Raw genomic sequence first — 24136 nt, forward strand, 5'->3', positions numbered from 1 at the left:
GTGCATGACGCTGCTGGAACGACTGTACGAGGCCGCAGCCCCGCGGGCGGCGGGCAAGCGGGTGCGGGAGGTCCGGGTCGGCCGCTATCTGGTCGGGGTGCTGCTGGACAGCGGCGAGTTCGGGGCGGCGTACGCCCTGCCGGGGGAGCGGAAGGAACCGGAACCGGTCTTTCCGGACCCGGACCGGTTCGCCGGGACGGACGCCCTGGCGCTGCTGGCCGGGCTGAAGCAGGCGGACCTGGTGGCCCGGTCGCTGGGCATGGCCGTCTGCAACGCGGTGGCGCAGCCGGATCCGGCCCGGTCGCTGGAGGATCCCGACGCCCTCACGACGGTGCCCGTGCGCCCGGACGACACCGTGGGGCTCATCGGCTTCATCCGCTCGATCCACCGGCGGATCGAGGGCCGGGTGAACCGGATCATCGTCTTCGACCGGTCGCTGGACGGCGAGCCGGGCATCAGCCCGGAGGAGCAGCAGCCTGAGCTGCTGCCGCTGTGCGACGTGGTTTTCGTCACCGGTTCCGCGGTGACCAACGGCACGCTGGAGGCGGTCCTGCCCTGGTGCCGGAGGGCCCGGGACATCGTGGTCATCGGTCCGAGCACCCCGCTCTACCCCGAGGCCTTCGCCGGCACGGGGGTGACGGTGATCGCCGGCGCCACCTGGCCGCCGGAACACCACCAGGCGGCGCTCGCGGGGATCGGCGAGGGAAAGGCGTTCCACGACATGCACGGCCTGACCCGCCGCTGGGCGCTGCGGGTGCGGTGAGGGCCACGCCGCGGACGCTTACTTCACCGCGGTGATCGGCCCGTGCAGCTCCGGCGGCGCCTCCAGCGCGACGGCGACGGCCACCAGCGGCCGGAGGACCGCGTCGACGCCGGCCAGGTCACCGGGCCGGGCCGCGGGAGGAAGGGCGTCGAAGGCGAGCCGGGCCGCCCGCCCGCCGGAGTGGGTCGGCGCCGCATGGGTGAAACCGGCCTCCCGCACCCACCGGAGCCACGTGCGGCAGCCGGGGTAGGCGAGGGTCCAGTAGGCGGCGTCGGTCAGCGCAGGGCGGGCGCGCACCAGCCTTTCCGCCGTGAGGGCGCCCAGGCCGAACGGCTTTCCGTCCGGAGGGTCGCCCGGGGGTCGGGCGTCTGCTCCACCGCGCTGGCGGCGAGGACGCCGTCGAAGGTGTTGTCCGGGAACGGCAGGGGCTGGCCCGCCGGCACATGGACGCAGCGGAAGTTGCCGATCCCGAGCCGGCGCGCGTTGGCCGTGCAGACCGCGAAGAGCGGCAGAAGGGACCAGGGTGCAGCACACCCTGGTCCCTGGCGCGTGATTTCCCTTACTCCAGGCTCAGCGCCGGCCCCAGCCACCGGAAGCCCTCCATCTCCCAGGCCTGGAACTCCGGCGTGCGCAGGGCCGGCAGGGTGGCGAGCCGGTGCCGGAAGGGCGCCACCGCCTCGCAGGCCTGGAGAAACGGCTCGTAAGCCGGGGCCATCGCCGGCTCGGCGCGGACCAGGTACCGGAAGCCGTGCTGCAGGGCCCGGAGCGCCTCCTCGGCCGAGAGGTTGAGCTGATGCGCGATCACCGGCGCCCGGTTGAGCAGGAAGTGGAGGAAGGCGCTATAGGGCGGCGGCCGGTCGGGGTCCAGCGGGTTGCCCGGCCAGCGCTCCGCCCACGCCTCTGCAAAGACCGAGGCGGCGCGCCGCTCCGGAAGCGGCAGTCCTGCCACGTAGTCGGCGAAGCCTTTCATGATGCGGTGCCCCTCGCGCCCGCCAGGAACCTGGCCCCCGGGGATCAGCGACGACCGGCCCCAGTACGAGGAGACCAGCCGCCGGCCCCAGCCCCAGCGGACGGGCTCGCCCACGGCGGGCATGGGCAGCAGCCAGACCGGGTCGGGGACGCGCCCCGGGCGGTAGAACCCCTCGGCCAGGAGCAGCTGGACCGCGGCCGGCTCCGCGAGCCCCTCGTACGGGTTCGCCGCGATGCCCATGGCGAGGATCCGCGCGGCCGCCTGGTCGACGGGCAGCGGCTCCAGGAGGTCCCGGGAGGCCCGCCGGCGCAGGGTGACCCGCAGGCGCAGCGGCTCGGGCTCCACCACGGCGACGGCGAGCTCGTCGCCCACCTCGGGCTTCAGGAGGGCGAAGAAGGGCTCGGGGGCGGACGGGTTTTCCCGCGCCCATTCCTGCAGCGCCACCGTCCGCCCGCCCATCTCCACCGTAAGCGGCGGCCAGACCCCCAGCATGTCCAGGGCCAGGAACCACTCCCCCTCGGTGCTGAGCCAACCGGCCTGCCACTCGGACCAGGTCACGACGTGGCGGAATGCGGCGCCCGCCACGATCTGGTCGCGGCGGCCCACGTAGCGGCGGGCCAGGACGATGTAGCCTTCGGGCAGCCGCTCGGCGGCGCCCCGCACCGCCTGGGCGGCGGCCTCGGGGGGAAGGGCGGCGGCCGTGGGGCAGGCGCGCGTCAGCTCGTCCAGGGACACGCAGGCGCCGCGCCGGTCCACCAGCGCCGCGATCTCGGCGGCGACCCGCCCGCGGGGGTGGACGCGCGTCCCGGGCAGCGGCTCGTCCCGGTAGACCGGCGCCCGCTCGCCCCGGGCCAGCGCAGCGGCGCCGGCGCTGATGGCCCGGTAGAAGCGGGTCAGCACCTGCTCGGCGGTCTCCTCCACCGGCTCGTGCACCTGGAACGTGCGGCCCCAGCGGGTCACCTGGGCGACCGCGTACCGGCGGGTGCGGTTAAGCGCCGGCGCCAGGGGCAGGGGGCCCAGCACCCGCAGCAGGGCGTCGGGCACCGCCGCCTCGTCCGGCCGCACGGGGATGCCGGCCGGGTCGGTGTCCGTCGCCAGGAAGCGCCGGGGATCCAGCACGGGGCGCACGGGGACGGTCCGGGCGCCGGCACCCGACCGGGGCGCCGCGCGGCCGCCGGCGCCGGACTCCGCCCGGTTGGCCAGCTGCGCCCGCACCCCGGCCAGCAGCGCATCCCGCTCCCGCCCCAGCACCTGCAGCCAGAGGAAGGGGTTCGCGGCGAAGGCCGCGGCCGCCCGCACGACCAGCACCCGCACGTGCCGGCAGGTGAGGGGCTGGCCGCACGTGCACCGGGGGAGCCGCCCGCGCCCGGCGGGGAAGAGGCTCAGGCCGGCCTGGTTGAAGGCCTGTTCCAGCTCGGGGCCCACGGCGCCGCTCAGCAGCCGGCGGGCCCCCTCGGGATCCGCCGCGATGGCCGCCTCGACGCGCCGCCAGTCCCGCGCCCCGAAGGGCCGGAACCGCAGCGTGGCGACGGCGATGGCCCCCGTCGAGCCCACGCTCACCTCGGCTGCGATCTCGCCGCGCTCGAAGGTCAGCCGGGCGTCGCCCCGCCCGGCGCTCTTGCGCTGGCCCTCGGTCATCGGCAGCAGGAGCCGCTCCTCATCCACATAGGCGAGCCAGCGCTCGCGCAGCCACTCCGCCATCGCCTACGCCTCCCGGTCCAGGGCGATCAGGGCCCGCAGCTCCTCGGTGGAGAGCCGGCCGAGCCACGACTCGCCGCTGGTGATCACCTGGCCCGCCAGGGCCCGCTTCTCGGCCAGCAGCCGGTCGATGCGCTCCTCCAGCGTGCCGGCGGTGATCAGCCGGTGCACCAGCACCCTGCGCGTCTGGCCGATGCGGTAGGCCCGGTCCGTGGCCTGATCCTCCACCGCCGGATTCCACCAGCGGTCCACGTGGAAGACGTGGGTCGCGGCGGTGAGGTTCAGGCCGAGGCCGCCGGCCTTCAGCGAGAGGACGAAGAGGGGCGCCTCGCCGGCCTGGAACCGGGCGATGAGACGCTCCCGCTCGGGCTGGGGTGTGCCGCCGTGCAGGAAGAGCACCTCGCAGCCCAGGGTCTCCGCCAGGTAGGCCTGCAGCCGCCCGCCGAAACGGGCGAACTGGGTGAAGAGCAGGGCCTGCTCGCCCGCCGCCAGCACCTCCTGCAGGAGCTCCACCAGCCGGTCGATCTTGCCGCTCCGCCCCACCAGGGGGCCGTCGCCGGTGACGGCCGCGGGGTGGTTGCAGACCTGCTTCAGCCGGGTGAGGCCCGCGAGGACCGCCGCCTGCCGCTGGATGCCGTCGGCCTGCGCGGCCCGCTCCAGCGTCTCCTGCACGATGGCCTCGTACAGCGCCGCCTGCTCCACCGAGAGGGTCACCAGTTCGGTGTTCTCCAGCTTGTCGGGCAGGTCGAGCGCAATGGCGGGGTCGCTCTTCTGCCGGCGCAGGATGAAGGGGCCCACCTGCCGGCGGAGCCGGGCCGCGGCCTCCTCGTCCCGGTATCGCTGGATCGGCACGGCGTAGCGCCGCTCGAACTCCTCCCGGCTGCCCAGCAGCCCGGGGTTGAGGAACTGGAAGAGCGACCACAGGTCGCCCAGGTGGTTCTCCACCGGCGTGCCGGTGAGGGCGATGCGGTAGCCGCCGGTGAGCCCCCGCAGGGCCCGGGCGTGCAGGGTGTCGGGGTTCTTCAGGTTCTGCGCCTCGTCGGCGACGATCCCGTTCCAGGCCACCTGGCTCAGCAGGGCCTCGTCGCGGGCCAGCAGGGAGTAGGTGGTCAGCACCACGTCGCGGGCCGCCGCCTCCCGGGCGAAGTCCGGCTCGCCCGGCCGGTCGGGGCCGTGGTGCACCAGGACCCGCAGGCCCGGGGCGAAGCGGCGGAGCTCCCGCTTCCAGTTGCCCAGGACCGACACGGGGCAGACCAGCAGGGTGGGGCCGGTGGCCAGCCCGGCCTCCCGCTCGTGCAGGAGCAGGGCGATGAGCTGCACCGTCTTGCCGAGGCCCATGTCGTCGGCCAGGCAGGCGCCCAGGCCCCAGCGGCGCAGGAACGCGAGCCACGCGAGCCCCCGCTGCTGATACGGCCGCAGGGTGCCGTGAAAGCCCTCCGGCGTCGGCACCGGCTCCATCCGGGCCGGCTCCTGCAGCCGCTCCAGCAGCTCGGCGATCCAGCCGGTCGCGGTGGCCTCGTCCGCCTCGGGGGCCAGGCGCAGCGCGGTGCCCAGCTCCATCCGCTCGCCGTGCTGCTCGATGCGCCGGAGGACCGCGGCCAGGGTGCGCTCGTCCACCCGCACCCACCGGCCGTGCATCTGCACCAGGGGACGCTTCTGCCGGGCCAGGTGGCGCAGCTCGTCCAGCGTGAGGGGGCTGTCGCCCAGGGCGACGTCCCAGCGCACGGCGACGATCTGGTGCAGCCCGAACAGGGAGGGGCCGCTCCCGGCGGGGCTCAGGCGCATCCCGACCCGCAGGGCGGCGGGCTTCACCAGGGAGGCCGGCAGCAGCACCGGGTGGCCGGCCTGCTGAAGCAGCAGGGCCCCTTCCTGGATCAGGGCCAGCACGTCGTCCACCGGGATGCGCACGCGGCTGGGGGCGGGATCCTGCAGCAGGGGCGCCAGCGGCGGGAAGAGGCGGGCCATGGCCGGCAGGTCGGTCAGCAGCCGCTGCTCGGCGCCCTGGTACCGCTGCCCGCCGATCTCCACCTCGGCGCCCAGGCTCGCCCAGACCGCCTCGGCGGTGACGGGGAGCGCGCCTTCGCCGGGCGCGTGGAGCGTCAGCTCCAGCTCCCACTCGCCGTCGGTCTCGGGGCCGGGCAGGTTGAGCCGCACCCCCGTGCGCAGGCTCGCGTGGCCCAGCACCCCGGTGGCGGGGGCGCTCCAGCGGTCGAGTGCGGTGAACAGCTCCTGCGCGCCGGGCAGGCCCGGTGGCAGGTCCCGGGCCTCCGCCCCGGCCAGGGCGGCCAGCCAGTGGCGCAGGGCGGTGTCCTGCAGCGACTGCGGCTCGGGCAGGGGCACGTCCTCCAGGAGGAGCCGGATCAGGCCTGCGGCAGCCGTGCGCATGAACTGGTGGACCAGGCCGTCGGCGCCGGGCAGGGGGTACGTGCCGGGGTTCCGGTCGGGCGGCACGAGGGCCAGGCAGGCATCCGGCAGACCGGCGGCCAGCCGGGTCAGGCGGCGCACATCCTCGGCGTCGGACAGGTGCAGCGTCCAGCCCGCCGTAAGCACCCCGGCCTCGGCCTGCAGCACCGGCAGGACGCGGCCCCGCGCCAGGAACTCCAGCAGCAGCTTGGCGGCGACGCTCCACAGCTGCAGGCTGTGCCCGGGCCGCAGGGGCGTGCCGTCGAAGTGATCGCCCAGGTCCAGCAGCCACTGCACCGCGTTGGGCAGCGACAGGGCGATCCCCGGGACCCGGAGCGGGTTTGCGCCCTCGGGGTCGGGCTGCCACTGCACCAGCGTGAGGGTGCTGAGGTAGGGCAGCCCCTGCAGGACGGGGAAGAGCGCCTCCGGGGCGGCCGCGCACGGGTGGGCGGGAACGCCGCGGCCGCGCCGCCGCGGGGGCGCGGCGGATGGCGCGGCCCCGTGGTCCAGCCCCCAGAGGAAGAAGAAACCGGCGGCGCCGGAAGGGACGAAGCTGCCGTGAACGGTGAGCATCCGAATGCCTCGCAATCTGACTGTAGTTGGCTTTATTGGTTCTGCCCCGGCTGCGCCGCATCCTGCCGGACCGCGGGGTTGCGGACCGCTGCGGCCCAGGATGGGCCCGCCTGTGGTAACATGGGGCTGACGAGTCCTGCGGTGAGGAGGTGCCCCATGACCCCGCGCGATCCTGTGCATCCCGTTCCGACGCTCCGCCTGCCCTCCGGCGAGCGGGTGCCGGTCCTCGGCCAGGGGACATGGATGATGGGCGAGAACCGCCGGTCCCGGCGGGAGGAGGCAGAGGCCCTGCGCCTGGGCATCGACCTGGGCATGACCTTGATTGACACCGCCGAGATGTACGCCGACGGAGGCGCGGAGGAGGTGGTGGCGGAGGCCATCGCCGGCCGGCGGGACGAGGTCTTCCTGGTGAGCAAGGTGCTGCCGGGCAATGCGTCCCGGCGGGGGACCATCGCGGCCTGCGAGCGGTCGCTGCGCCGGCTCCGCACGGACCGGATCGACCTCTACCTGCTCCACTGGCGGGGGCGCCATCCTCTCTCGGAGACGCTGGAGGCCTTCGAGGAACTGCAGCGGGCCGGGAAAATCCGGTACTGGGGCGTGAGCAACTTCGACACCGACGACATGGAGGAACTGGCGGCGCTGCCGGGCGGGGCCGGGGCGGCCACCGACCAGGTGCTGTACAACCTGAGCCGCCGGGGCATCGAGTACGACCTGCTCCCCTGGTGCCGGTCCCGGCGCATCCCCATCATGGCCTACTCGCCGATCGAGCAGGGGCGGATCCTGCGGAACCCCGCCCTACAGCGGGTGGCGGCCCGCCACGGCGCCACGGCGGCCCAGGTGGCCCTGGCGTGGCTGCTGCGGCAGAAGGACATCATGGTGATCCCGAAGGCCGGCCGGCCGGCGCACGTGCGGGAGAACCGGGCGGCGCTGGACCTCTCGCTTACGCCGGAGGACCTGGCGGAGCTGGACCAGGCGTTCCCCGCGCCGACCCGAAAAGTGCCGCTGGAGATGCTGTGAGCGCCAGCGGGTGATGGCCCCGGAGGGATGGGTGCGCCCCCGGGAAAAGGAACCCCGCAGCCGTGAGCGGCGCGGGGAGCATCATATTGCGGGATATAGTGTTTTGTGGGAAGGCAGGAAAGAGGGCGGGGCGCCTTGCTGAAAGGAGGTGGCGTCCAGCTGTACGCCATCTCCGCTATCCTGCAGCGGAGAGCGCTCTCCGCCATGGAACTAGACAGCAGGTACACAGCCCCGCCCCCGGCCCCCTGCGGCGTCTGCTGCGGGGGCCGTCCCTTCTCTGGATTCTACCTCCCTGCGGCGCAGGTCAGACTCGGGACGAATGCAGGTTCGGTCGGGGCGTGCGGCGAATCCATTTCCCAGGGTGAGCGCGGCGCGGGAGCGCCGCAGGAGCGAGGTGACGGAGGTATGGGCCGGCCGGAGTTCGTGCACCTGCACCTGCACACCGAATACTCGCTGCTGGACGGGGCCAACCGCATCGAGCCCCTGGCCCGGCGCGCTGCCGAACTGGGCATGAAGGCCATGGCCATGACGGACCACGGCGTGCTCTTCGGCGTCATTCCCTTCTACAAGGCGATGCGCCGGCACGGGGTGAAGCCGATCATCGGCTGCGAGCTCTACGTGGCTCCCGGCTCCCGGCACGTGAAGACCGGCGGCGAGAAGCCATACCACCTCACGGTGCTGGCGGAGGACTACACCGGCTATAAGAACCTGGTGAAGCTGGTCTCCGCCGGCTACACCGAGGGGTTCTACTACAAGCCTCGGGTCGACCTGGAGCTGCTCAACACCTACCGGAAGGGGCTGATCGTCCTCTCCGGGTGCCTGGCCGGCGAGGTGTCGCAGAAGTTCCTCGCCGGCCAGGTGGAGGAGGCCCGGCAGGCCATCGGCCGCTACCGGGAGATCTTCGGACCCGACCACTACTTCCTGGAGCTGCAGGACCTGGGCCTGCCGGAGCAGCAGGGGCTCAACCGCTTCCTGCTGGAGCAGGGGCTGCCCGTGGTGGCCACCAACGACGCCCACTACCTGGGACCGCAGGATGCCCGCACCCAGGACGTGCTGATCTGCATCGGCACCAACAAGACCATCGACGACCCCAACCGCCTCCGCATGAACACGGCCGAGATGTACGTCAAGTCGGCCGAGGAGATGTACTGGCGGTTCGGCCACGTCCCCGGCGCCCTGGAGAACAGCCTCGCCATCGCCGAGCGGTGCAACGTGGAGCTGCCCATGGGGGAGATCCACCTGCCCCACTACGCCCTGCCCCCCGGCTACGACGCGCCGGGCTACCTGCGCAAGCTCTGCTACGAGCGCATCGGGCCGCGCTACGGCGGGAAGCCGCCCGAGGGCGCGATGGAGCGGCTGGAGCACGAGCTCAGCGTGATCATCAGCATGGGCTTCGCGGGCTACTTCCTGATCGTCTGGGACTTCGTGGAGTACGCCCGCTCCCGGTCCATCCCCGTGGGGCCGGGGCGGGGCTCGGGCGCGTCGTCGCTGGTCGCCTACGTGCTGGGCATCACCGACGTCGACCCCCTGCGCTACGGCCTGCTCTTCGAGCGGTTCCTGAACCCGGAGCGGGTGGACATGCCCGACTTCGACATCGACTTCTGCTACGAGCGGCGGGGCGAGGTCATCGAGTACGTCCACAACAAGTACGGGGCCGACTGCGTCGCCCAGGTGATCACCTTCAACACCATGGCGGCCCGGGCGGCGGTGCGGGACGTGGGCCGCGCCCTCGGCATGAGCTACGCTGAGGTCGACCGGGTGGCGAAGCTCCTGCCCTGGGGCCAGTCGCTGGACGCCGCCCTGGAGAAGACGGAGGAGCTGCGCGCCCTCTACCAGGAGCGGGAGGAGATCCGGACGCTCATCGACACCGCCCGGGCGGTGGAGGGGATGCCCCGCAACCCGTCGGTCCACGCGGCCGGGGTGGTCATCACCGCCGATCCCCTGGTGGAGCACGTGCCGCTGTACAAGATGGGCGACGACTCCATCGTCACCCAGTTCGACATGGACCAGCTCAAGGAGATCGGCCTGCTGAAGATGGACTTCCTGGGGCTGCGGACGCTGACGGTGATCGACCACGCCGTGAAGTTCGTGCGCCGGTACCAGCCCGACTTTGATATAGAGAAGATCCCCCTGGACGACCCCGAGACCTACGCGATGATCGCCCGGGGGGAGACGCTGGGGCTCTTTCAGATCGAGGCGGGCTGGGTGGCCGACGTGCTCCGGCAGATGAAGCCCACCCGTTTCGAGGACATCATCGCCACCATCTCCCTCTGCCGGCCGGGGCCGATGGAGCACATTCCCGACTACATCGCCGGCAAGCAGAACCCGGAGGCGGTCAGGTACCTGCACCCGGACCTGGAGCCGATCCTGAGCGAGACCTACGGTGTGATGGTCTACCAGGAGCAGATCATCCAGATCGCCCACCGGCTGGCCGGAATGACGCTGGGGCAGGCGGACCTGCTGCGCCGGGCCATCGCCAAGAAGAAGCGCGAGGACATGGAGAAGTACGGCCGCCTGTTCATGGAGGCCCTGGAGCAGCGGGGCTACAGCCACGAGGTGGCGACGGCCCTCTACGACCAGATGATCCGCTTCGCCAACTACGGTTTCAACAAGTGCCACGCGACGCCGTACGCCAAGGTGGCCTACCAGACCGCCTACTTGAAGCGGCACCACCCGGTGGCCTTCATGGCCGCCCTGATGAACTCGGTGATGGGCCAGGAGGCGAAGCTGGCGCTCTACATGGAAGAGTGCCGCCGGCTGGGCATCCAGGTCCTGCCGCCGGACGTGAACACGTCTTTCGCCCGGTTCGTGCCCGACGGGAACACGATCCGCTTCGGCCTGGGGGCGGTGAAGAACATCGGCTGGAACGCCGTCGACGCCATCGTCGCCGCCCGGGAGGAGGGGGGCCCCTTCACCAGCCTCCGGGACCTGTGCGAGCGGGTGGACCTGCGGCCGCTCAACCGGCGGGCGCTGGAGTCGCTGATCATGGCCGGGGCCTTCGACCGGGTGGCGCCCCCCGGCGGCCGGCCGGCCCGCCGGTCGCAGATGCTGGAGGCGCTGGACAAGATCCTGGATGACGCCCAGAAGCTGCAGCGGCACCGGCAGGCGGGGCAGATCTCGCTCTTCGACCTGGGGGTGGCAGGGCCGGGCACGGCCGGCGAGGAGCCGCTGCCGGACATCCCCGAGTTCCCGCCCCAGCGGCTGCTGGCGATGGAGAAGGAGGTCCTGGGGTTCTACGTGTCGGGCCATCCCCTCCGGCAGTACCAGGCGGCGCTCGCGGCCCACGGCTGCCTGCCGGTGGCGGCCTTGCCGGAGCAGCGGGACGGCGCCCGGGTGGCGGTGGGCGGCATGGTGGCCGGGCTGAAGCAGGTGACCACCCGGTCCGGCGCCAACATGGCCTTCCTGACGCTGGAGGACCAGACCGGCCAGCTGGAGGTGGTGCTCTTCCCGCGGGTGCTGCAGGCCTGCGCCCGGGTGCTTCGGGAGGAGCAGCCGCTGCTGGTGCGGGGCCGGCTGCAGGTGCAGGAGGACGAGGTGAAGCTGCTGGCGGACGAGGTGACTCTGCTCCGGGACGACGAAAAGCCCCGGCGGCCAGCGCCGCCGGAGGCGGGGGAAGGGGCCGCCGGGGAGGCTGCGCCAGTGCCGGTTCGGGAGCCGGCCCGGCAGCCGGCGCGGGAGCCGGGGCGTGAGCCCGCTCGGGAGCCCGTGCGGGAGCCAGGGCGTAGGGCGGCGCGGGAACCGATGCGGGTGCCCGAGCGCGGATCCGCGCGTGAGCCCGTACGTGAACCCGTTCGGCAGCCGGTGCCGCCCGCCGGGGGTGAGACGATGGGCGAGGCCCGCACCGAGCCGCCCGCGGCGCCGCAGCCGAAGTGCGTGTACCTGCGGGTCCCGGCGCGGGACCAGGATTCGCCGCTGATGCGCAAGGTGGAGCGGGTGTTGCGCGCCCATCCGGGGCAGACGCCGGTACGGATCAAGATGGAGCCGGCGGGCAAGTGGATCGAGGTGCACGAGCACCTGCGGGTGACGGTGACGCCGTCGCTGGTGAACGCCCTGGCCCGGATCGTGGGGGAGCAGTCGGTCGTGGTGAAGTGAGGGGGAGAGGGAAAGGTGGAGCATCTGTTGCGGGCCGCGCACCCGATCACGGGCCCGGCGTCGCTGGTCGCCATGGGGGAGGCGATCGGGGATGCGAGGATCGTCCTGCTGGGCGAGCAGAACCACGGGGACGGCGGCGCCTTCGCCGCGAAGGCCCGGCTGGTGGAGTACCTGCACCTGCACTGCGGGTTCGACGTACTGCCCTTCGAGGCGTGCTTCTTCTCCCTGACTCGGGCGTGGGAGCGGCTGACGGGCCCGTCGGACGTGGATGCGCGGGTGCGGCCCAACGTGTACGGGTTCTGGCGCATGACCCGGCAGATGGCGCCGCTCTGGCACCTGGTGCGGCGGCGCGTGGGCACCGACCGGCCGTTACGCATCGGCGGCGTGGACCCGCGCCACGTGGGGCGGGATGCCAGGAAGCACCTCGCCGCCGAACTGGAGGCGTACGTCCGGCGGTTGGACCCGGGTCTGGTCGAAACGGAGCCATACCGGACGTTCCGGCAGCTGGTGGAAGGGATGCTGGCGCAGGAGATTGCGCACAAGGTGTGCGCGCTGGACCGGGAGGTCTTCTTCGAGTTCCTGTGGGATCTGATCCGCCGGGCCGAGTCGGACGACGGCCCGGATGCCGCCTTCTGGCGGCAGGAGCTGCGGAGCCTGGACGGCGCGGCCCGCCACGCCTCGTCTGGACGCACAACTACCACGCCGCCAAGGGGCCGGAGGAGATCGCCCGGGTCGACCCGGAGTACGGCCGACAACTGCAGCGGTACTCGGACCGGCCGATGGGCGGGGTGCTCGCAGACGAGCTGGGCGAGGCGGTCTACTCGATTGCCGTGGTGTGCTACCAGGGGGAATGCGCATCCAAGGCATGGCGGAATGCTTTCACGCCGGAGCACACTGCCCCGGCCCGCCCGGACAGCCTGGAGGCTGGGCTTCACCGGCGGGGGCTGCGGGAGGCCTTCTTGGACCTGCGGGCGGATGAGAGGGAGGATGCGTTCGTGATGAGTGGGCTGGAGCACGCGCAGGAGCGCTGTGTGAACTGGCGGCGGGTGTTTGATGGGGTTTACTGTGTTGATCGGATGGAGGCGGCGGCGTTCGAGTGAGTTGTGATCGGCACACCGGTTTTTGGAGCAGGGGTGCGGGCAATTCTTGGAGAATTATGGTGATATGGAGATAGTTAGGTGGTTGCTGAACTGATACTAGAACCCCGGTTCTCAGAAAAGAGGGCTTATCCCATGCGGTTTTCGTTAGTGTCGTCCCCACGCGCGTGGGGGTGAACCGTTCGCCGCTGGCGCTGACGGTCGGAAGATCGCGTCGTCCCCACGCGCGTGGGGGTGAACCGACATTTTGGTCCCCAAAACCCCGGCCCCCGCCGTCGTCCCCACGCGCGTGGGGGTGAACCGATCAGCGGCGGCGTTAAGGTGGAAGTTGGAACGTCGTCCCCACGCGCGTGGGGGTAAACCGTTGATCTCGTACCCGGCTCAGCCCGCCCCGCCGCCGGCCCCACGCACCTGGGGGGTGCCGCTGAGAACAACAACCCCGGCCGGAAAGCGTTCCGCTTCCCAGCCGGGGTATTATCGTCCGCGTGTACTACACCTTCCCCTGCCCCGCCGCCATGCGGATGATCTCGTCCACCCGCCCGACGATGCCGATGATCCGCTTCAGATCCTCCACCGGCAGGTCGTAGACCCCCTCGGGGCCCGCATGCACCCCCGCCGTCACCGCCACGACCCGGTTCAGCCCGGCGGCCAGCGACTCCGCCAGCCGGCGGGCCAGCTCGTCGTCCTTGTGGCCCGTCACGTTCAGCACCGACGAGGTGGCGCTGGTCCGGGACGGGTCCTTCAGGCTCGGCCGGGGGATGGCCAACGCCGTGGAGCCCACGTGCGGGATGCCGCCGAACAGCGACACCGTGATCCCCTGCTGCGTGATCGCCCAGAGTACCTGGCACTCCAGCGGGCCGATGGAGAGGTCGACCACCAGGCGGGCCTGGCCGGTCTGCACGCCCGGCATGTTGGACGACGCCTGCCCGCCGGTGTCCGATCCCTCGGGGGCGACCCACTTGTGCGCGGGCTTGGCGTCCACGGCGGAGATGGTGATCTCGTCGCCGTCCTGCAACCCCAGCGCCTCCCGCAGGTTCACCGGCGCCAGGAACTCCAGCTGCGCCGGGTTGTAGCCGTGGACCATCGGCCGGAACATGACCGCCGGCAGGGAGCGGTCCCCCCTGCCGATCCGGGCCGGGACCAGCAGCGCGCAGCACAGGTCCGGCGTCGGGGGCACCAGCACCGTGCTGGCGGTGAGGAACAGCCGGTCGGCCTCCCGCCGGTCGCCTTCCCCGTCCGCGATGACGTTGAGCGTGCCCGGAACGGGTTCGAACCCCCACAGCCGCTGCATCGCCGCCCGGAACCAGTCCAGCGAGGTGGCGGGCGCCGCGACGCCCAGTCCGGTGACGACTCGGCCGGTCAGCTCCACCTGGTTGCTCATGCGATCACGCACTCCTTCTGTTTGCCCAGGCGCTCACGCCCGCGTCGACGATGAGCGCCGCCACGCCGTTGATCGTGCCCTTCAGCAGGTTGAACGGGATGATCACCGGCAGGATCATCGCCAGGGCCATGCGCACGTCGCCGAAGAAGAGCGGCCCGAGGATGATGGTCAGCGCGATCTCGGCGAGGGTGTACACCGCGATGCCGGCGGCGACGCTGATCAGCTTGCTCCGGCTGCGCCCTGCGAGCCGCCGGTAGACGACGGCCGCCGTGAGTGCCAGGGCGGCGCTGCCGACGAAGCGGCTGACCATGCCGATGATGCCGCCCGTGCCCGTCAGCCCCATGACCACGGCCACCGCGGCGGAGATGCCGGTGACCCACAGCGGCGAGAGCCGGAAGGCGCCCAGCAGCAGCGGGACGTCGCTGGGCTCGTACATCAGGAACGGGGCCGAGGGCAGCAGCGGGAACCGTACGATAAGGGCCAGGACCACCGCCAGGGCCGACAGGATGCCCGAGGTGGTGATCTGCCGCACAAGCTTCATCGAGTCCGTGGTAGCCGACATAGGCTGCGCCTCCTTTCGGTCTGCCTATGTACAGGCTACCATGGCGGCTCCGGGCGACATAACTGGCCGATGGGGGGAAAGCCCGAGCCCGCGGGCCGGCCTCATCCTAAGGGACTAAGCCGGGAGGTGGGCTCGGGCGGTTCGTGGCCAGGATGTTCTGCACGACCAGCACCAGCTCCGCGGTGTCGATGGGCTTGCTCAGGACGAAGTTGACCCCGGAGCGGTACGCCCGCAGCCGGTTCTGGCGGTCGGTGTAGGCGCTCACCACGACGATCGGGATGTGCGCGGTGGCCGGGTTGCGCCGGATGGTCTCGGCCACCACGAAGCCGGTCTGCTCCGGCAGGCGCAGGTCCAGGATCACCAGGTCGAAGGGGCGCTGCTCGATCAGCGCCGTGGCGGCCTTGCCGCTCTCCACCGTGGTGACGCCGTAGCCGTGTGCGGTGAGCAGGTCCATGATCAGCATCGCGCTGTTCTTGTCATCTTCCACGATCAGGATGCTTGCCTTCTTCTCGTCCATCGCTGAATCTCCTCTGCTGCTGTGAACCGGAATCCGCGGGCCGGACCGGCAGGTAGACCGTCACGGTCGTGCCTGCCCCGACGCGGCTCCGGAGCTCAATCCGGCCGCCGTGGGCCTCCACGAGCTTCTTCGAGAGGGGCAGCCCAAGGCCGAAGCCGCCCCGCCCCGTCGAGGCGCGGTTCTCGGCCTGGTAGAACTCGTCGAACACGTGGTACAGGTCCTTCTCCGGAATGCCGATGCCGGTGTCCGCTATGGCGATCTTGACCTCTTCTGGTCCAGACGAAGTCGAGACGGTAATCGTTCCCCCCTCGGGGGTAAACCGTACACCATTGGAGAGCAGGTTGTACAGTACCTGTTTGATCCGGGTCGGATCTGCGGTAATTGGGAGCCGGCCTTCGGCCAGCCTCAGCGACAGGCGGACGCCCTTCTCCTCGCACTGCTGCCGGACGATGGCGGCCACGGACATCAGCACCTCGTGCACGTCCATCTCCTGCAGGTCCAGTTGGAGTCTGCCCTGGGCCAGCACCGACATCTCCAGCAGGTCGTTGATGAGCTGCAGCAGGTAGCTGGCGCTGTCGTGGATGATCTGCACCCGGGTCCGCTGCTGGTCGGTGAGTTCGCCGTAGAGGCCGCTCAGCAGCGCATCGGAGAAGCCGATGATGGAGTTGAGCGGCGTGCGCAGCTCGTGGCTGGTGTTGGCCAGGAACTTGTCCTTCAGCTGGTTGGACTCCAGCAGGTCGAGCATCGCCACCCGCAGCTCCAGGGTCTTCTCCTCGACCTGGGCCTCCAGGGTCTCGTTCAGGTGCTGTAGCCGGGCCGTCAGGTGCTGCAGCCGGTTACGGTCGCTCTCGATGCGCTCCAGGTAGCCGATGATCTCCCGGTTCTTCTGGTAGAGGGTCTTCGTCGCCAAGGTGAGGTAGTTCTGCAGGGCCTGCACCTCGCCGGTGCGCGGCGCCGGCAGCGCCTCCAGCATGGCGATGTGCTCCGGCTGGACCTCCTCGGCCTCGGAGAGCCGCTTGACGATGTTCCCGAGCCGTACGATGGGCTGCGAGAGCCGGTGCGAGACGTAGGAGCTGCTGGACACCGCCGCCAGGAAGGAGAGGACGGCGGAGGCCAGGATGTAGACCGTGGTGTCGCGCTTCAAGGTCGCCAGCCCCTGCGACGGGTGGCCGGTGGTCAGCGCCCCGACCACCTCACCCTGGCTGTTGCGGATCGGGTCGGAGACGACCAGGTGCACCAGGCGGTCGGTGAGCACGACCCGGCCGTTGTACCGCTCGCCCCGCATCACGGTGGCGATCAGCTCTTCCGCCTGCTGCCGCCCGATGCCGTGGTAGGTCGGCCCTTCGGTGATCTCCAGGTTCCCGGCGACCCGGATGCCCCGGGCGCTGATGGTGGAGAAGGAGTCGGGGATCTCCCGCTGGACCTGCTCGGCGACGGCGCAGTTGTTGTTGAGCAGGCGGGCGGCGACGACGGCCCCGCGCACCGGGCCGTCGGCGGGGCGGTAGGGCACCGCCAGCACCTGGAACAGGGCGCCGTAGGTGACACCTGGGTCTGCGCTCTTCACCACCGCCCGCCCGGCCAGCTCAGGGCTGTAGGCGGCCAGTTCGCGCAGCTCCAGCAGTTCGAAGACCTCGCTGGCCTCCCCGTTCTCCCGGCTCCGGGCGGCCGCGGCCAGGAACTGCGGCGGGACAGATTCTCCGGGCAGGTTGGACCGGAGGATCCGTCCCGCTTCGTCGGTCACGAACCAGATGTCCACCGCCTGCTGGCGGTCCAGGGCCCGGGCCAGGGCCGGCAGGTCGTCCCCGGAGGCCATCGCCGCCTCGAGCGCGGCCCGTTCGGTCGCGAAAAAGCTGTTCATGGCCTGCCACGAGATGGTCTGCGTCCGCTCCAGCAGCGAGGCGATGTTGCGGTCCAGCCGGGTGAACATGACGGTGATGATGAAGACGATGAACAGGCCGAAGAACAGGATGGTCAGCAGGATGTGGGTCCGCAGCCAGAGGTGGGAGAAGGACTCCTGCCGCCGGATCCACCGCCTAAACATCTTCTCCCTCCAGGGTGATGCCGTTCTTCAGCGCGTAGATGGTCGCCTCGGTGCGGTTGGTGAGCCCCAGTTTCTTGAACACGCTGCTGATGTGCGACTTCACGGTGCTCAGGCTGATGCAGAGGCGGCGGGCGATCTCCTTGTTGGTCATGCCCGCCGCGATACAGGCCAGCACCTTGCGCTCCTGGGCCGTGAGGATGGGGTCCGCGTCGGGCAGGGCCCGGGCCGGCTCCTTGCGCGCCACCACCGGCACGGCCAGGGGGAGCGTGTAGAGCTCGGTGAGCAGCGGCAGGTGCGCGGCGATCTGGTCGGCGGTGGCGGTGCGGCCCGCGTGCAGGTACAGCTCGCCCTCGCTGGATTGGAGGGAGGTGGGGAAGGCGGTCCAGTAGAGGCCGAAGGGGCACCGGGCGATCTTCGGTTCCGCCGTCCCGGCCGGCGCCTGCAGGCACGCGGGATGCTTCGCCGTGCACTCGCGGCGGTTGCAGGCAAGCGGCATCCCCGAGGGCAGCGTGACCTCCCGGCCGCGCGGGCTCACCAGGACCAGGCAGACTTCCAGCCGGGCCGCAAGCTCGTCCTGGATCGTCTGGAGCTGGGCGAACAGGTCCGCGTACTGCGCCTTGCCAGTCTGGCTCATTCTCATCCGTCCCTTACCGATCTAGTGCGGCGACCTTGCAGGAACAGGACCAGCGACAGGGGGGCAGGGCCCAGAAGGGCCCCATTTTCTTTATGGTAAGCCATGACTAGTCCCCCTGACCATTCGCCGCATGGCTTAGTCCCTTTTTCCGAGGATGAGGCCGCGCCCCCCACATTTCGCCCATTTGCCCAATAGGTCTGACGACAGCGCGGTGGTACGCTGAAGTCGGCAGCGCAGCCGCGGCGTTCGCTTCCACCCGGGTTCCAACCCACAACTGAGGAGGTGTTCCCATGGGTTCGGCAACTGCCGCTGCCCAGCGGACAGAGGCCAGGCGCATCTCCCTTGGCGCCAGAAAGCGCGAGATCGGCGCCGTGCTCGGCCTGGCGGTCCTGCTGGCGGTCATGTTCAGCCCGATCCCCGGTCTGAGTGTGGAAGGCCGCCGCGCACTGGCGATCAGCCTGTTCGGTGTCGTGTGGTGGGCCGCGGGCGTCCTGCAGCCCGGGTACACGTCGGTGCTCATGCTGGTCGGCTGGGTGGTCCTCGGCGTGGCTCCCGCGAGCACCGTCTTCTCCCTGTGGTCGACGCCGCTGGTCTACCTGGTGGTCGGCGGCTACCTCATCGCCACCGCCGTTCAGGAGTCCGGTCTCGGCAAGCGCATCTCATACCTGTTTATCCTGAAGTTCGTGAACTCGTTCACCAGCATCGTCGTGTCGGCCTACGTCCTCGGGGCCCTGCTGAGCTTCCTGATCCCGCACCCCTGGCCGCGGTCGTTCCTGATCATGTCGGTCATGGCGGTGCTGATCAAGAGCACGGACATGCCCAAGAAGGACGCCGCGATCATCGGCCTGGCGGTCTTCGCCGGATCGGCGCCCACCTCGATGATCCTGCTCACCGGCGACAGCGTGCTCAACATGGTCGGCGGCACGGCCGGCAACGTCACCCTCACCTGGCTGGAGTGGGCCAAGCAGATGGCCGTCCCGGGCATCGTGGCCTCGGTCCTCACCTGCCTCCTTCAGCTCTGGCTCTTCAAGCCCAGCCAGAAGTTTGAGGTCAACAAGGAAGACATCCGCAAGGAACTTCAGAACCTCGGCGGCATGACCGGCGTGGAGAAGCGGACGCTCTTCTGGGTCGCCCTGGCGGTCCTCCTGTGGGCCACCGACTCGGTCCACGGGATCCACCCCGGCTGGATCGCCGCCCTGATGGCCGTCGGCCTGGCCCTGCCCAAGATCGGCGATGTGCTGAAACCCTCTTCCTGGAGCGCTGTCCCCATCGGCACGCTGTTCTTCCTCACGGCCGCACAGGCCATCGGCAAGGTGGGCGATGTCACCGGGATGAACGAGTGGGTGGCCTCGGTGGTCCTGCCCTCCACCATCCCCAGCAACGTGTTCATCTTCGCCGCCATCGCCACCGCCGTGACCATGGTCATCCACATGGTCCTGGGCAGCGCCCTGGCCGTGATCGGCATCGCCGCACCGGCCCTGATCCTCTTCGCCCAGGCGGCCGGCATCAACCCCATGGTGGCTTCGCTGCTGGTGTACACCACCGTGTCGATGCACTACCTCCTGCCCTTCCACCACATGAACGTGCTGGTCGGCCAGGGGGATGCGGCGGGCATGTACGGCGACGCCGAGACCCTCCGACTGGGCATCCCGCTCACGGTCGCAACGTTCGTGGTCACCTTGCTGGTCCAGGTTCCCTGGTGGATGCTGACCGGCCTGCTGTAATACCCAACCACTGTGTATGGAGGTGTCTTCAGTGGCCTACAAGGATCTGCGCGAGTTTCTCCGGAAGCTGGAAGAAGAAGGGCAACTCGTACGCGTGAAGGAAGAGGTCATGCCCGAGCCGCACATCGGCGCTGCCGGGCGGGCCGCCGCCAACCTGAAGAACGGACCTGCCGTCCTGTTCGAGAAAGTGGCCGGTTACAGAAACCAGGTGGTCACCAACGTGCACGGTTCCTGGGCCAACCACGCGCTCATGCTGGGCATGCCGAAGGACACGCCCGTCAAGGAGCAGTTCCTGGAGCTGAACCGCCGCTGGGATAACTACCCGGTGCCGGCGAAGCACGTCTCCACCGGTCCCTGTAAGGAAGTCAAGATCACGAAGGACATCAACCTGTTCGAGATCCTGCCCCTGTACCGGATCAACCAGTGGGACGGCGGCTTCTTCATCTCGAAGGCCAGCGTCGTCTCCCGGGACCCCGAGTTCCCCGACGACTACAACAAGCAGAACGTCGGCACCTACCGCATCCAGGTGAAGGGCAAGGACCGGGTGGGCATCCAGGCGCTGGCGTTCCACGACATCGCCATCCACCTGCGCAAGGCGGAGGAGATGAACAAGCCGCTCCGGGTGGCCATCTGCCTGGGCGTTGATCCCATCATCACCTTCATGGCCAGCACGCCCATCCTGTACGACCAGTCGGAGTACGACTTCGCCGGCGCGCTGCGGGGCGAGCCCGTCGAGCTGGTGAAGGCGGAGACAGCCAACCTGGACGTGCCCGCCACGGCTGAGGTCGTCCTGGAGGGCGAGATCATCCCGCGGGTCCGCACCTGCGAGGGGCCGTTCGGCGAGTTCCCGGGCAGCTACTCGGGCGTCCGGGCCCAGTGCGAGATCAAGATCGACACGATCACGCACCGCGAGAACCCCATCTTCGAGAACCTGTACCTGGGCATGCCCTGGTCGGAGATCGACTACCTGATGGCCCTGAACACCTCGGTGCCGGTCTTCAAGCAGCTGAAGGAGACCTTCCCCGAGGTCCAGGCGGTCAACGCCATGTACACCCACGGCATCGGCGCCATCATCAGCACCAAGGTGCGCTTCGGCGGCTTCGGCAAGGCGGTCGCCATGCGGCTGCTCTCCACGCCGCACGGCATGCCGTACACCAAGGTGATCATCGTGGTGGACGAGTACGTCGACCCGTTCAACCTGGAGCAGGTCATGTGGGCCATCACCACCCGGTGCAAGCCCGACAAGGACGTCAGCCTCATCGAGAACTGCCCGGGCATGCCGCTCGATCCGTCCTCGTACCCGGCCGGCATGCACACCAAGATGATCATCGACGCCACGACGCCCGTACCGCCTGAGCCCAACCCGCGCACCGTCGCGCTGGTGGAGGACCCGGCCGGCACGGCGGAGTGGGAGGAGAAGATCCGGCGGCTCCTGGCCGGCAAGTAAGATCGGAGGTGCACAGCATGATCTGCCCGCGCTGCGACAGCAAGAACGTCGAGGTCATGGTCGAGTCCCCGGTGGGGAACGTGTGGACCGTTTACATCTGCAACACCTGCCACTTCTCCTGGCGCAACACCGAGAGCGAGGAGATCACCAACCCTGAGAAGTACGCCAAGCAATGGAAGCTGGATGCGGAGAAGCTGGCCAACCTCCAGGTCATCCCGCCGATTCCGCCGCTGAAGAAGTAGCTGAAGCACCCGGACGGGGAGGGCAAGCGCCCTCCCCGCCTTTCTCCTCTGCACGGCATGGCTCAGGCCTCAACCGGGGCGTGCTCAGTGGCACCGGAGCCCTTCCAGCATCACGTCGATGAGCCGCTGCAAGTCCTCGGGGCCGGCGGCCGGCTTGCCGCCCCGCAGGGCGGGGGCGAGCAGGAGCCGCAGCCGCCGCGCGGTCGGGGGGCAGTCGACCTCCACCTCGGCCGCCGGCACCTCCCGCCGGGGCAACAGCCCCCGCCGCACGGTGGTGAACCGGTGGCGGACGCCGTGGGCGCCGGCGGCGGAGGGGGTGGAGGTGAGCCGCAGCTCCACCTCCGCCCGGGCGAGGTGCGGCGCCTCCGGGGCCACCGCCGCCAGGCGGTAGTACGCGTGGCCCTGGCTCATCCAGCGCAGGTCCTCCCGCTCGCTCCAGCGGTCCACCTCGGGCTGGGCGGGGCCGTCCAGCACCCGCCAGCCGTCGGGCACGGCCAGGATCAGGATGTTGGTCGTCCCGAGCAGCGGGTGGCGGGCCGAAAGCAGGTGCTCCCGCATCACGAGGCGAGGTAGAGGGAGGCGTCGGCCGGGGCGAACATGTCGCGGGCCACCTGCTGCAGCGCCTCCAGGCCGTGCACCTCGTTCTTGTAGAGCGGGATGTAGGAACGCACCAGCGGCCCCAGGTCCTCCTGGATGATCCGGATGTAGCCCTCCTGCTCCTTGAACTTGTTCTGGAGGTATTCGTCGCCGGCCGCCCTGCGGGCCTCGTCGGCGCGGATGCAGGAGTTGACCAGCACGCCGCCCACCGGGATGTCGTAGGCCTGCACCTGCTGGATGAAGCGGCGGACGACGGAGATGGGCAAGGTCAGCGGCAGGGTGACGAAAAAGAAGGCGGTGACCTCCGGGTCGACCAGCAGCTTCTTCACCTTCGTGAACCGTTCGTTCATGTCCATCAGGTCGGCCAGCATCGGGTCCTTGCGGACCTCTTCCTCGACCTTCTCCTTCCGGAAGGAGAGCTGCACCCGGAGCGACAGCGCCTCCTTCCGGCTCTGGATCATCCGGCCGAGCCAGAGGCCGTAGATCTTCGACAGGCCGATCAGCCGGATGGCGTTGGCCACGGCCGCGGTGTCAAAGACGATTCGGTCGAAGTCCCGGGCCTCGTTCAGCATGATGTCGATCATCTTGTCGAACATGGCCGACTCCTCGAAGGCGGGGTTGGTGACGGCGATGTCGACGAAGGGGCCGGAGTCCACGGGAATGTCGGCGTACTTCAGGAACTCCCGCACCCGCGTGGCGATGTTCTCCCGGTACCGGGCCACCACGTCCGAGGCGTCCACCTCCACCGCCCAGAGGTTGGGCACCCCTTCCACCTGCCGGAACTGGCCGCCGGAGAGGTTCTGCCCGAAGACCGAGGTGAGCGAGTGGACAGGGTTGAGCGAGGCCACCAGCGTCTTCTTCCCTTCGAGGGCGAACTGGTAGGCCAGCACCGCGGCCGTCACCGTCTTGCCCACGCCGCCCTTGCCGCCGGTGAAGATGTACCGGAGGCCCGGCCGGCTGTCGAGAAACTCCCGCAGGGTCTGCGCCATCTCAGGCCACACCTCCCCGGACGTCCGGCAGCTCCACCTGGCAGTGGATGAGGTACTCGGACGCGGTCTTGATCATGTCGAACCCCTTCGGCTCCCGGGTGAACATGGGCACGACGGCCTGCACCTTGTCGCCGAACTTCCGGGCGATGGTGCGCAGGTGCTCCTGCTGCATCGCCACCCGGTTGCGCAGGTACTCCGACGTGCCCTCCTGGTGCAGGAGCTCGGCCGGGTACACCTGATTGACCACCAGGCCCGACATCTCGATCCCCAGGCTTTCGAACATCGTGAGCGCCCGCTCGGTGTCGAGGATCGCCATCTGCTCGGGGATGAGCACCATGAAGAAGGCGGTCCGCCGCCTGGCCGTGAGCAGATCGGTGAAGGACTTGATCTTGTTGCGGATGTCGATCAGCTCCTTCATGATCTCGTCCTCGCGCGCGGCTTCCCCCTTCAGCGTCGCGGCGACGGCGTCGTACTCCGCGACCTTCGCCCGGGCGTCGGTGATCTTCTCGACCCACTTGGAGAGGATGTCGGCCATCGCCACCATCCGCACCCCGTGGCCGAACGGGGGCATGTCGAAGATGTAGATGTCGTAGTCCTTCCGCGCCACCAGCTCGGCCATGGCGTCGTAGGTGGCGCTCTCGTACATGGCCGGCTCGGCGGACGTCGAGTCGATGTACTCCTCGATCTCCTTGGGCACGGCCGGCAGCCCGTACATGTCCATGATCTTCTGCTTCACCTGCTGCTGGTACTCCTGCACCCGGCGGTCGGCGTCGATCTCGACGACGAACAGGTTGGGCAGGAGCTCCACCTCGCCCTGGCCGTAGATGTTCCGCTCGAAGATGTCGGAGAGCGACGCCTGCGGGTCGGTGGAGAAGAGCAGCGTCCGCTTCTTCTTCACCTGAGACATGTAGTACGCGAGGCTGGAGGAGCTGGTGGTCTTGCCCAGCCCGCCCTTGCCGGCGAAGATGACGATCTCCGCATCCGGGTTCTGCTCAAAGTAGGCACCCAAGCCCTTCGGCACGTTCGCTGCCTCCTCGCTTTCCGTCACGCGCTGAGGGCGGTGACGGCTAGTAGATCGCGTCGGTGAAGTCGCGCTCCCGGAAGACCCGCTGCTTCCAGGACTCGATGTTCGGCACCGCGTACGGCAGGATCCGCAGGGAGTAGTAGGGCGGCAGGACGGGGATGCCCAGCATATCGCCCAGGGTGATGAACATGAACAGGTGCTCCATGTGCATCCGCGTGCGCAGCGCGGCCGTCACGTTGCCGTGGCTGGCCATGCCGTAGAGCACGCCCTTCAGGGCGTTCATGAAGCCGCCCTTCCTCGGCTGTTTCTTGTCCGCCAAGCCTGTCTCACCTCCGGTGATGGTGGGTGCCCGGGCAGCGGCCGCT

General features: G+C 70.1%; 19 protein-coding genes and 1 pseudogene. 7 read left to right on the forward strand and 13 right to left on the reverse strand.

Going from position 1 to position 24136, the window contains the following annotated elements:
• Window positions 1-4 precede the first annotated feature (4 nt).
• A complete protein-coding gene (locus tag ACZ5UM_RS08355) occupies window positions 5-763 on the forward strand; it encodes a Rossmann-like domain-containing protein (protein WP_464848124.1) in 759 nt (252 codons plus the stop codon).
• A gap of 18 nt (window positions 764-781) precedes the next feature.
• On the opposite strand, the gene ACZ5UM_RS08360 is transcribed toward ACZ5UM_RS08355, so the two are convergent.
• Genes ACZ5UM_RS08360 through ACZ5UM_RS08375 form a run of 4 tightly spaced genes read right to left on the reverse strand, consistent with a single transcriptional unit; the run spans window position 782 to window position 6407 of the window.
• On the reverse strand, window positions 782-1060 hold the full coding sequence (locus tag ACZ5UM_RS08360; protein ID WP_464848125.1) for a hypothetical protein: 279 nt from the start codon (window positions 1058-1060) through the stop codon (window positions 782-784).
• Window positions 1039-1353, reverse strand: coding sequence for a methyltransferase domain-containing protein (locus ACZ5UM_RS08365; RefSeq protein WP_464848126.1), 315 nt, complete (start codon window positions 1351-1353; stop codon window positions 1039-1041). The genes ACZ5UM_RS08360 and ACZ5UM_RS08365 overlap by 22 nt, the downstream gene beginning before the upstream one ends.
• A complete protein-coding gene (locus ACZ5UM_RS08370; RefSeq protein WP_464848127.1) occupies window positions 1323-3434 on the reverse strand; it encodes an SWIM zinc finger family protein in 2112 nt (703 codons plus the stop codon). The genes ACZ5UM_RS08365 and ACZ5UM_RS08370 overlap by 31 nt, the downstream gene beginning before the upstream one ends.
• A gap of 3 nt (window positions 3435-3437) precedes the next feature.
• A complete protein-coding gene (locus ACZ5UM_RS08375; RefSeq protein ID WP_464848128.1) occupies window positions 3438-6407 on the reverse strand; it encodes a DEAD/DEAH box helicase in 2970 nt (989 codons plus the stop codon).
• A gap of 156 nt (window positions 6408-6563) precedes the next feature.
• On the opposite strand from ACZ5UM_RS08375, the gene ACZ5UM_RS08380 reads away from it, so the two are divergent.
• The 3 genes and pseudogenes from ACZ5UM_RS08380 to ACZ5UM_RS08390 form a co-directional block, all read left to right on the forward strand.
• Window positions 6564-7424, forward strand: a complete 861-nt coding sequence (locus ACZ5UM_RS08380; protein ID WP_464848129.1) for an aldo/keto reductase — start codon at window positions 6564-6566, stop codon at window positions 7422-7424.
• Between the two features lie 405 nt (window positions 7425-7829).
• Window positions 7830-11516 (forward strand): DNA polymerase III subunit alpha, encoded by a 3687-nt coding sequence (locus ACZ5UM_RS08385; RefSeq protein WP_464848132.1) that lies wholly within the window; start codon window positions 7830-7832, stop codon window positions 11514-11516.
• Between the two features lie 581 nt (window positions 11517-12097).
• Window positions 12098-12448, forward strand: a pseudogene (locus tag ACZ5UM_RS08390) (erythromycin esterase family protein); the annotation flags it as partial.
• A gap of 655 nt (window positions 12449-13103) precedes the next feature.
• On the opposite strand, the gene lpdD reads toward ACZ5UM_RS08390, so the two are convergent.
• The 5 genes from lpdD to ACZ5UM_RS08415 all read right to left on the reverse strand — a co-directional run bounded on the left by lpdD (window position 13104) and on the right by ACZ5UM_RS08415 (window position 17748).
• On the reverse strand, window positions 13104-13994 hold the full coding sequence (lpdD, locus tag ACZ5UM_RS08395; protein WP_464848134.1) for a prenylated flavin chaperone LpdD: 891 nt from the start codon (window positions 13992-13994) through the stop codon (window positions 13104-13106).
• Between the two features lie 4 nt (window positions 13995-13998).
• Window positions 13999-14556 carry an ECF transporter S component gene (locus tag ACZ5UM_RS08400; protein ID WP_464848135.1) on the reverse strand — a complete coding sequence of 186 codons (558 nt, stop codon included), beginning with the start codon at window positions 14554-14556 and terminating at the stop codon, window positions 13999-14001.
• A gap of 106 nt (window positions 14557-14662) precedes the next feature.
• Window positions 14663-15073: a response regulator gene (locus ACZ5UM_RS08405; RefSeq protein WP_464848137.1), complete on the reverse strand. Its 411-nt coding sequence runs from the start codon at window positions 15071-15073 to the stop codon at window positions 14663-14665.
• On the reverse strand, window positions 15033-17114 hold the full coding sequence (locus ACZ5UM_RS08410; protein WP_464848138.1) for an ATP-binding protein: 2082 nt from the start codon (window positions 17112-17114) through the stop codon (window positions 15033-15035). The genes ACZ5UM_RS08405 and ACZ5UM_RS08410 overlap by 41 nt, the downstream gene beginning before the upstream one ends.
• Window positions 17107-17748, reverse strand: a complete 642-nt coding sequence (locus tag ACZ5UM_RS08415) for a response regulator transcription factor (protein WP_464848141.1) — start codon at window positions 17746-17748, stop codon at window positions 17107-17109. Before ACZ5UM_RS08415 ends, ACZ5UM_RS08410 begins: the two co-directional genes overlap by 8 nt.
• Window positions 17749-18038: 290 nt before the next feature.
• On the opposite strand from ACZ5UM_RS08415, the gene ACZ5UM_RS08420 reads away from it, so the two are divergent.
• The 3 genes from ACZ5UM_RS08420 to ACZ5UM_RS08430 are packed head-to-tail and all read left to right on the forward strand — an operon-like array spanning window position 18039 to window position 21161.
• Entirely contained in the window at window positions 18039-19472 is a 1434-nt protein-coding gene (locus ACZ5UM_RS08420; RefSeq protein WP_464848144.1) for an SLC13 family permease, read from the forward strand.
• A gap of 31 nt (window positions 19473-19503) precedes the next feature.
• On the forward strand, window positions 19504-20919 hold the full coding sequence (locus tag ACZ5UM_RS08425) for a non-oxidative hydroxyarylic acid decarboxylases subunit C (RefSeq protein ID WP_464848145.1): 1416 nt from the start codon (window positions 19504-19506) through the stop codon (window positions 20917-20919).
• Between the two features lie 17 nt (window positions 20920-20936).
• A complete protein-coding gene (locus tag ACZ5UM_RS08430; protein WP_464848147.1) occupies window positions 20937-21161 on the forward strand; it encodes a non-oxidative hydroxyarylic acid decarboxylases subunit D in 225 nt (74 codons plus the stop codon).
• Between the two features lie 84 nt (window positions 21162-21245).
• On the opposite strand, the gene ACZ5UM_RS08435 is transcribed toward ACZ5UM_RS08430, so the two are convergent.
• From ACZ5UM_RS08435 to ACZ5UM_RS08450, 4 genes are read right to left on the reverse strand one after another with little or no spacing between them, the layout of a single operon-like run.
• Complete coding sequence (locus tag ACZ5UM_RS08435; RefSeq protein ID WP_464848148.1) at window positions 21246-21719, reverse strand: hypothetical protein; 474 nt, start codon at window positions 21717-21719, stop codon at window positions 21246-21248.
• Window positions 21719-22747, reverse strand: a complete 1029-nt coding sequence (locus ACZ5UM_RS08440) for an ArsA family ATPase (RefSeq protein WP_464848150.1) — start codon at window positions 22745-22747, stop codon at window positions 21719-21721. Before ACZ5UM_RS08440 ends, ACZ5UM_RS08435 begins: the two co-directional genes overlap by 1 nt.
• A 1-nt stretch (window position 22748) precedes the next feature.
• Window positions 22749-23768, reverse strand: coding sequence for an ArsA family ATPase (locus tag ACZ5UM_RS08445; RefSeq protein ID WP_464848151.1), 1020 nt, complete (start codon window positions 23766-23768; stop codon window positions 22749-22751).
• Window positions 23769-23814: 46 nt separating this feature from the next.
• Complete coding sequence (locus ACZ5UM_RS08450) at window positions 23815-24090, reverse strand: DUF7990 family protein (protein ID WP_464848153.1); 276 nt, start codon at window positions 24088-24090, stop codon at window positions 23815-23817.
• Between the last annotated feature and the right edge of the window lie 46 nt (window positions 24091-24136).

The organism is Symbiobacterium ostreiconchae, from assembly GCF_055396975.1.

Bases quoted from the DNA above. Each gene is read 5' to 3' on its own strand.
- ACZ5UM_RS08410 (WP_464848138.1), bottom strand. From the start codon at position 17,114: ATGTTTAGGCGGTGGATCCGGCGGCAGGAGTCCTTCTCCCACCTCTGG.
- ACZ5UM_RS08435 (WP_464848148.1), bottom strand. From the start codon at position 21,719: ATGCGGGAGCACCTGCTTTCGGCCCGCCACCCGCTGCTCGGGACGACC.
- ACZ5UM_RS08375 (WP_464848128.1), bottom strand. From the start codon at position 6,407: ATGCTCACCGTTCACGGCAGCTTCGTCCCTTCCGGCGCCGCCGGTTTC.
- ACZ5UM_RS08440 (WP_464848150.1), bottom strand. From the start codon at position 22,747: ATGGCGCAGACCCTGCGGGAGTTTCTCGACAGCCGGCCGGGCCTCCGG.
- ACZ5UM_RS08385 (WP_464848132.1), top strand. From the start codon at position 7,830: ATGGGCCGGCCGGAGTTCGTGCACCTGCACCTGCACACCGAATACTCG.
- lpdD (WP_464848134.1), bottom strand. From the start codon at position 13,994: ATGAGCAACCAGGTGGAGCTGACCGGCCGAGTCGTCACCGGACTGGGC.
- ACZ5UM_RS08355 (WP_464848124.1), top strand. From the start codon at position 5: ATGACGCTGCTGGAACGACTGTACGAGGCCGCAGCCCCGCGGGCGGCG.
- ACZ5UM_RS08400 (WP_464848135.1), bottom strand. From the start codon at position 14,556: ATGTCGGCTACCACGGACTCGATGAAGCTTGTGCGGCAGATCACCACC.
- ACZ5UM_RS08405 (WP_464848137.1), bottom strand. From the start codon at position 15,073: ATGGACGAGAAGAAGGCAAGCATCCTGATCGTGGAAGATGACAAGAAC.
- ACZ5UM_RS08380 (WP_464848129.1), top strand. From the start codon at position 6,564: ATGACCCCGCGCGATCCTGTGCATCCCGTTCCGACGCTCCGCCTGCCC.
- ACZ5UM_RS08420 (WP_464848144.1), top strand. From the start codon at position 18,039: ATGGGTTCGGCAACTGCCGCTGCCCAGCGGACAGAGGCCAGGCGCATC.
- ACZ5UM_RS08415 (WP_464848141.1), bottom strand. From the start codon at position 17,748: ATGAGCCAGACTGGCAAGGCGCAGTACGCGGACCTGTTCGCCCAGCTC.
- ACZ5UM_RS08430 (WP_464848147.1), top strand. From the start codon at position 20,937: ATGATCTGCCCGCGCTGCGACAGCAAGAACGTCGAGGTCATGGTCGAG.
- ACZ5UM_RS08370 (WP_464848127.1), bottom strand. From the start codon at position 3,434: ATGGCGGAGTGGCTGCGCGAGCGCTGGCTCGCCTATGTGGATGAGGAG.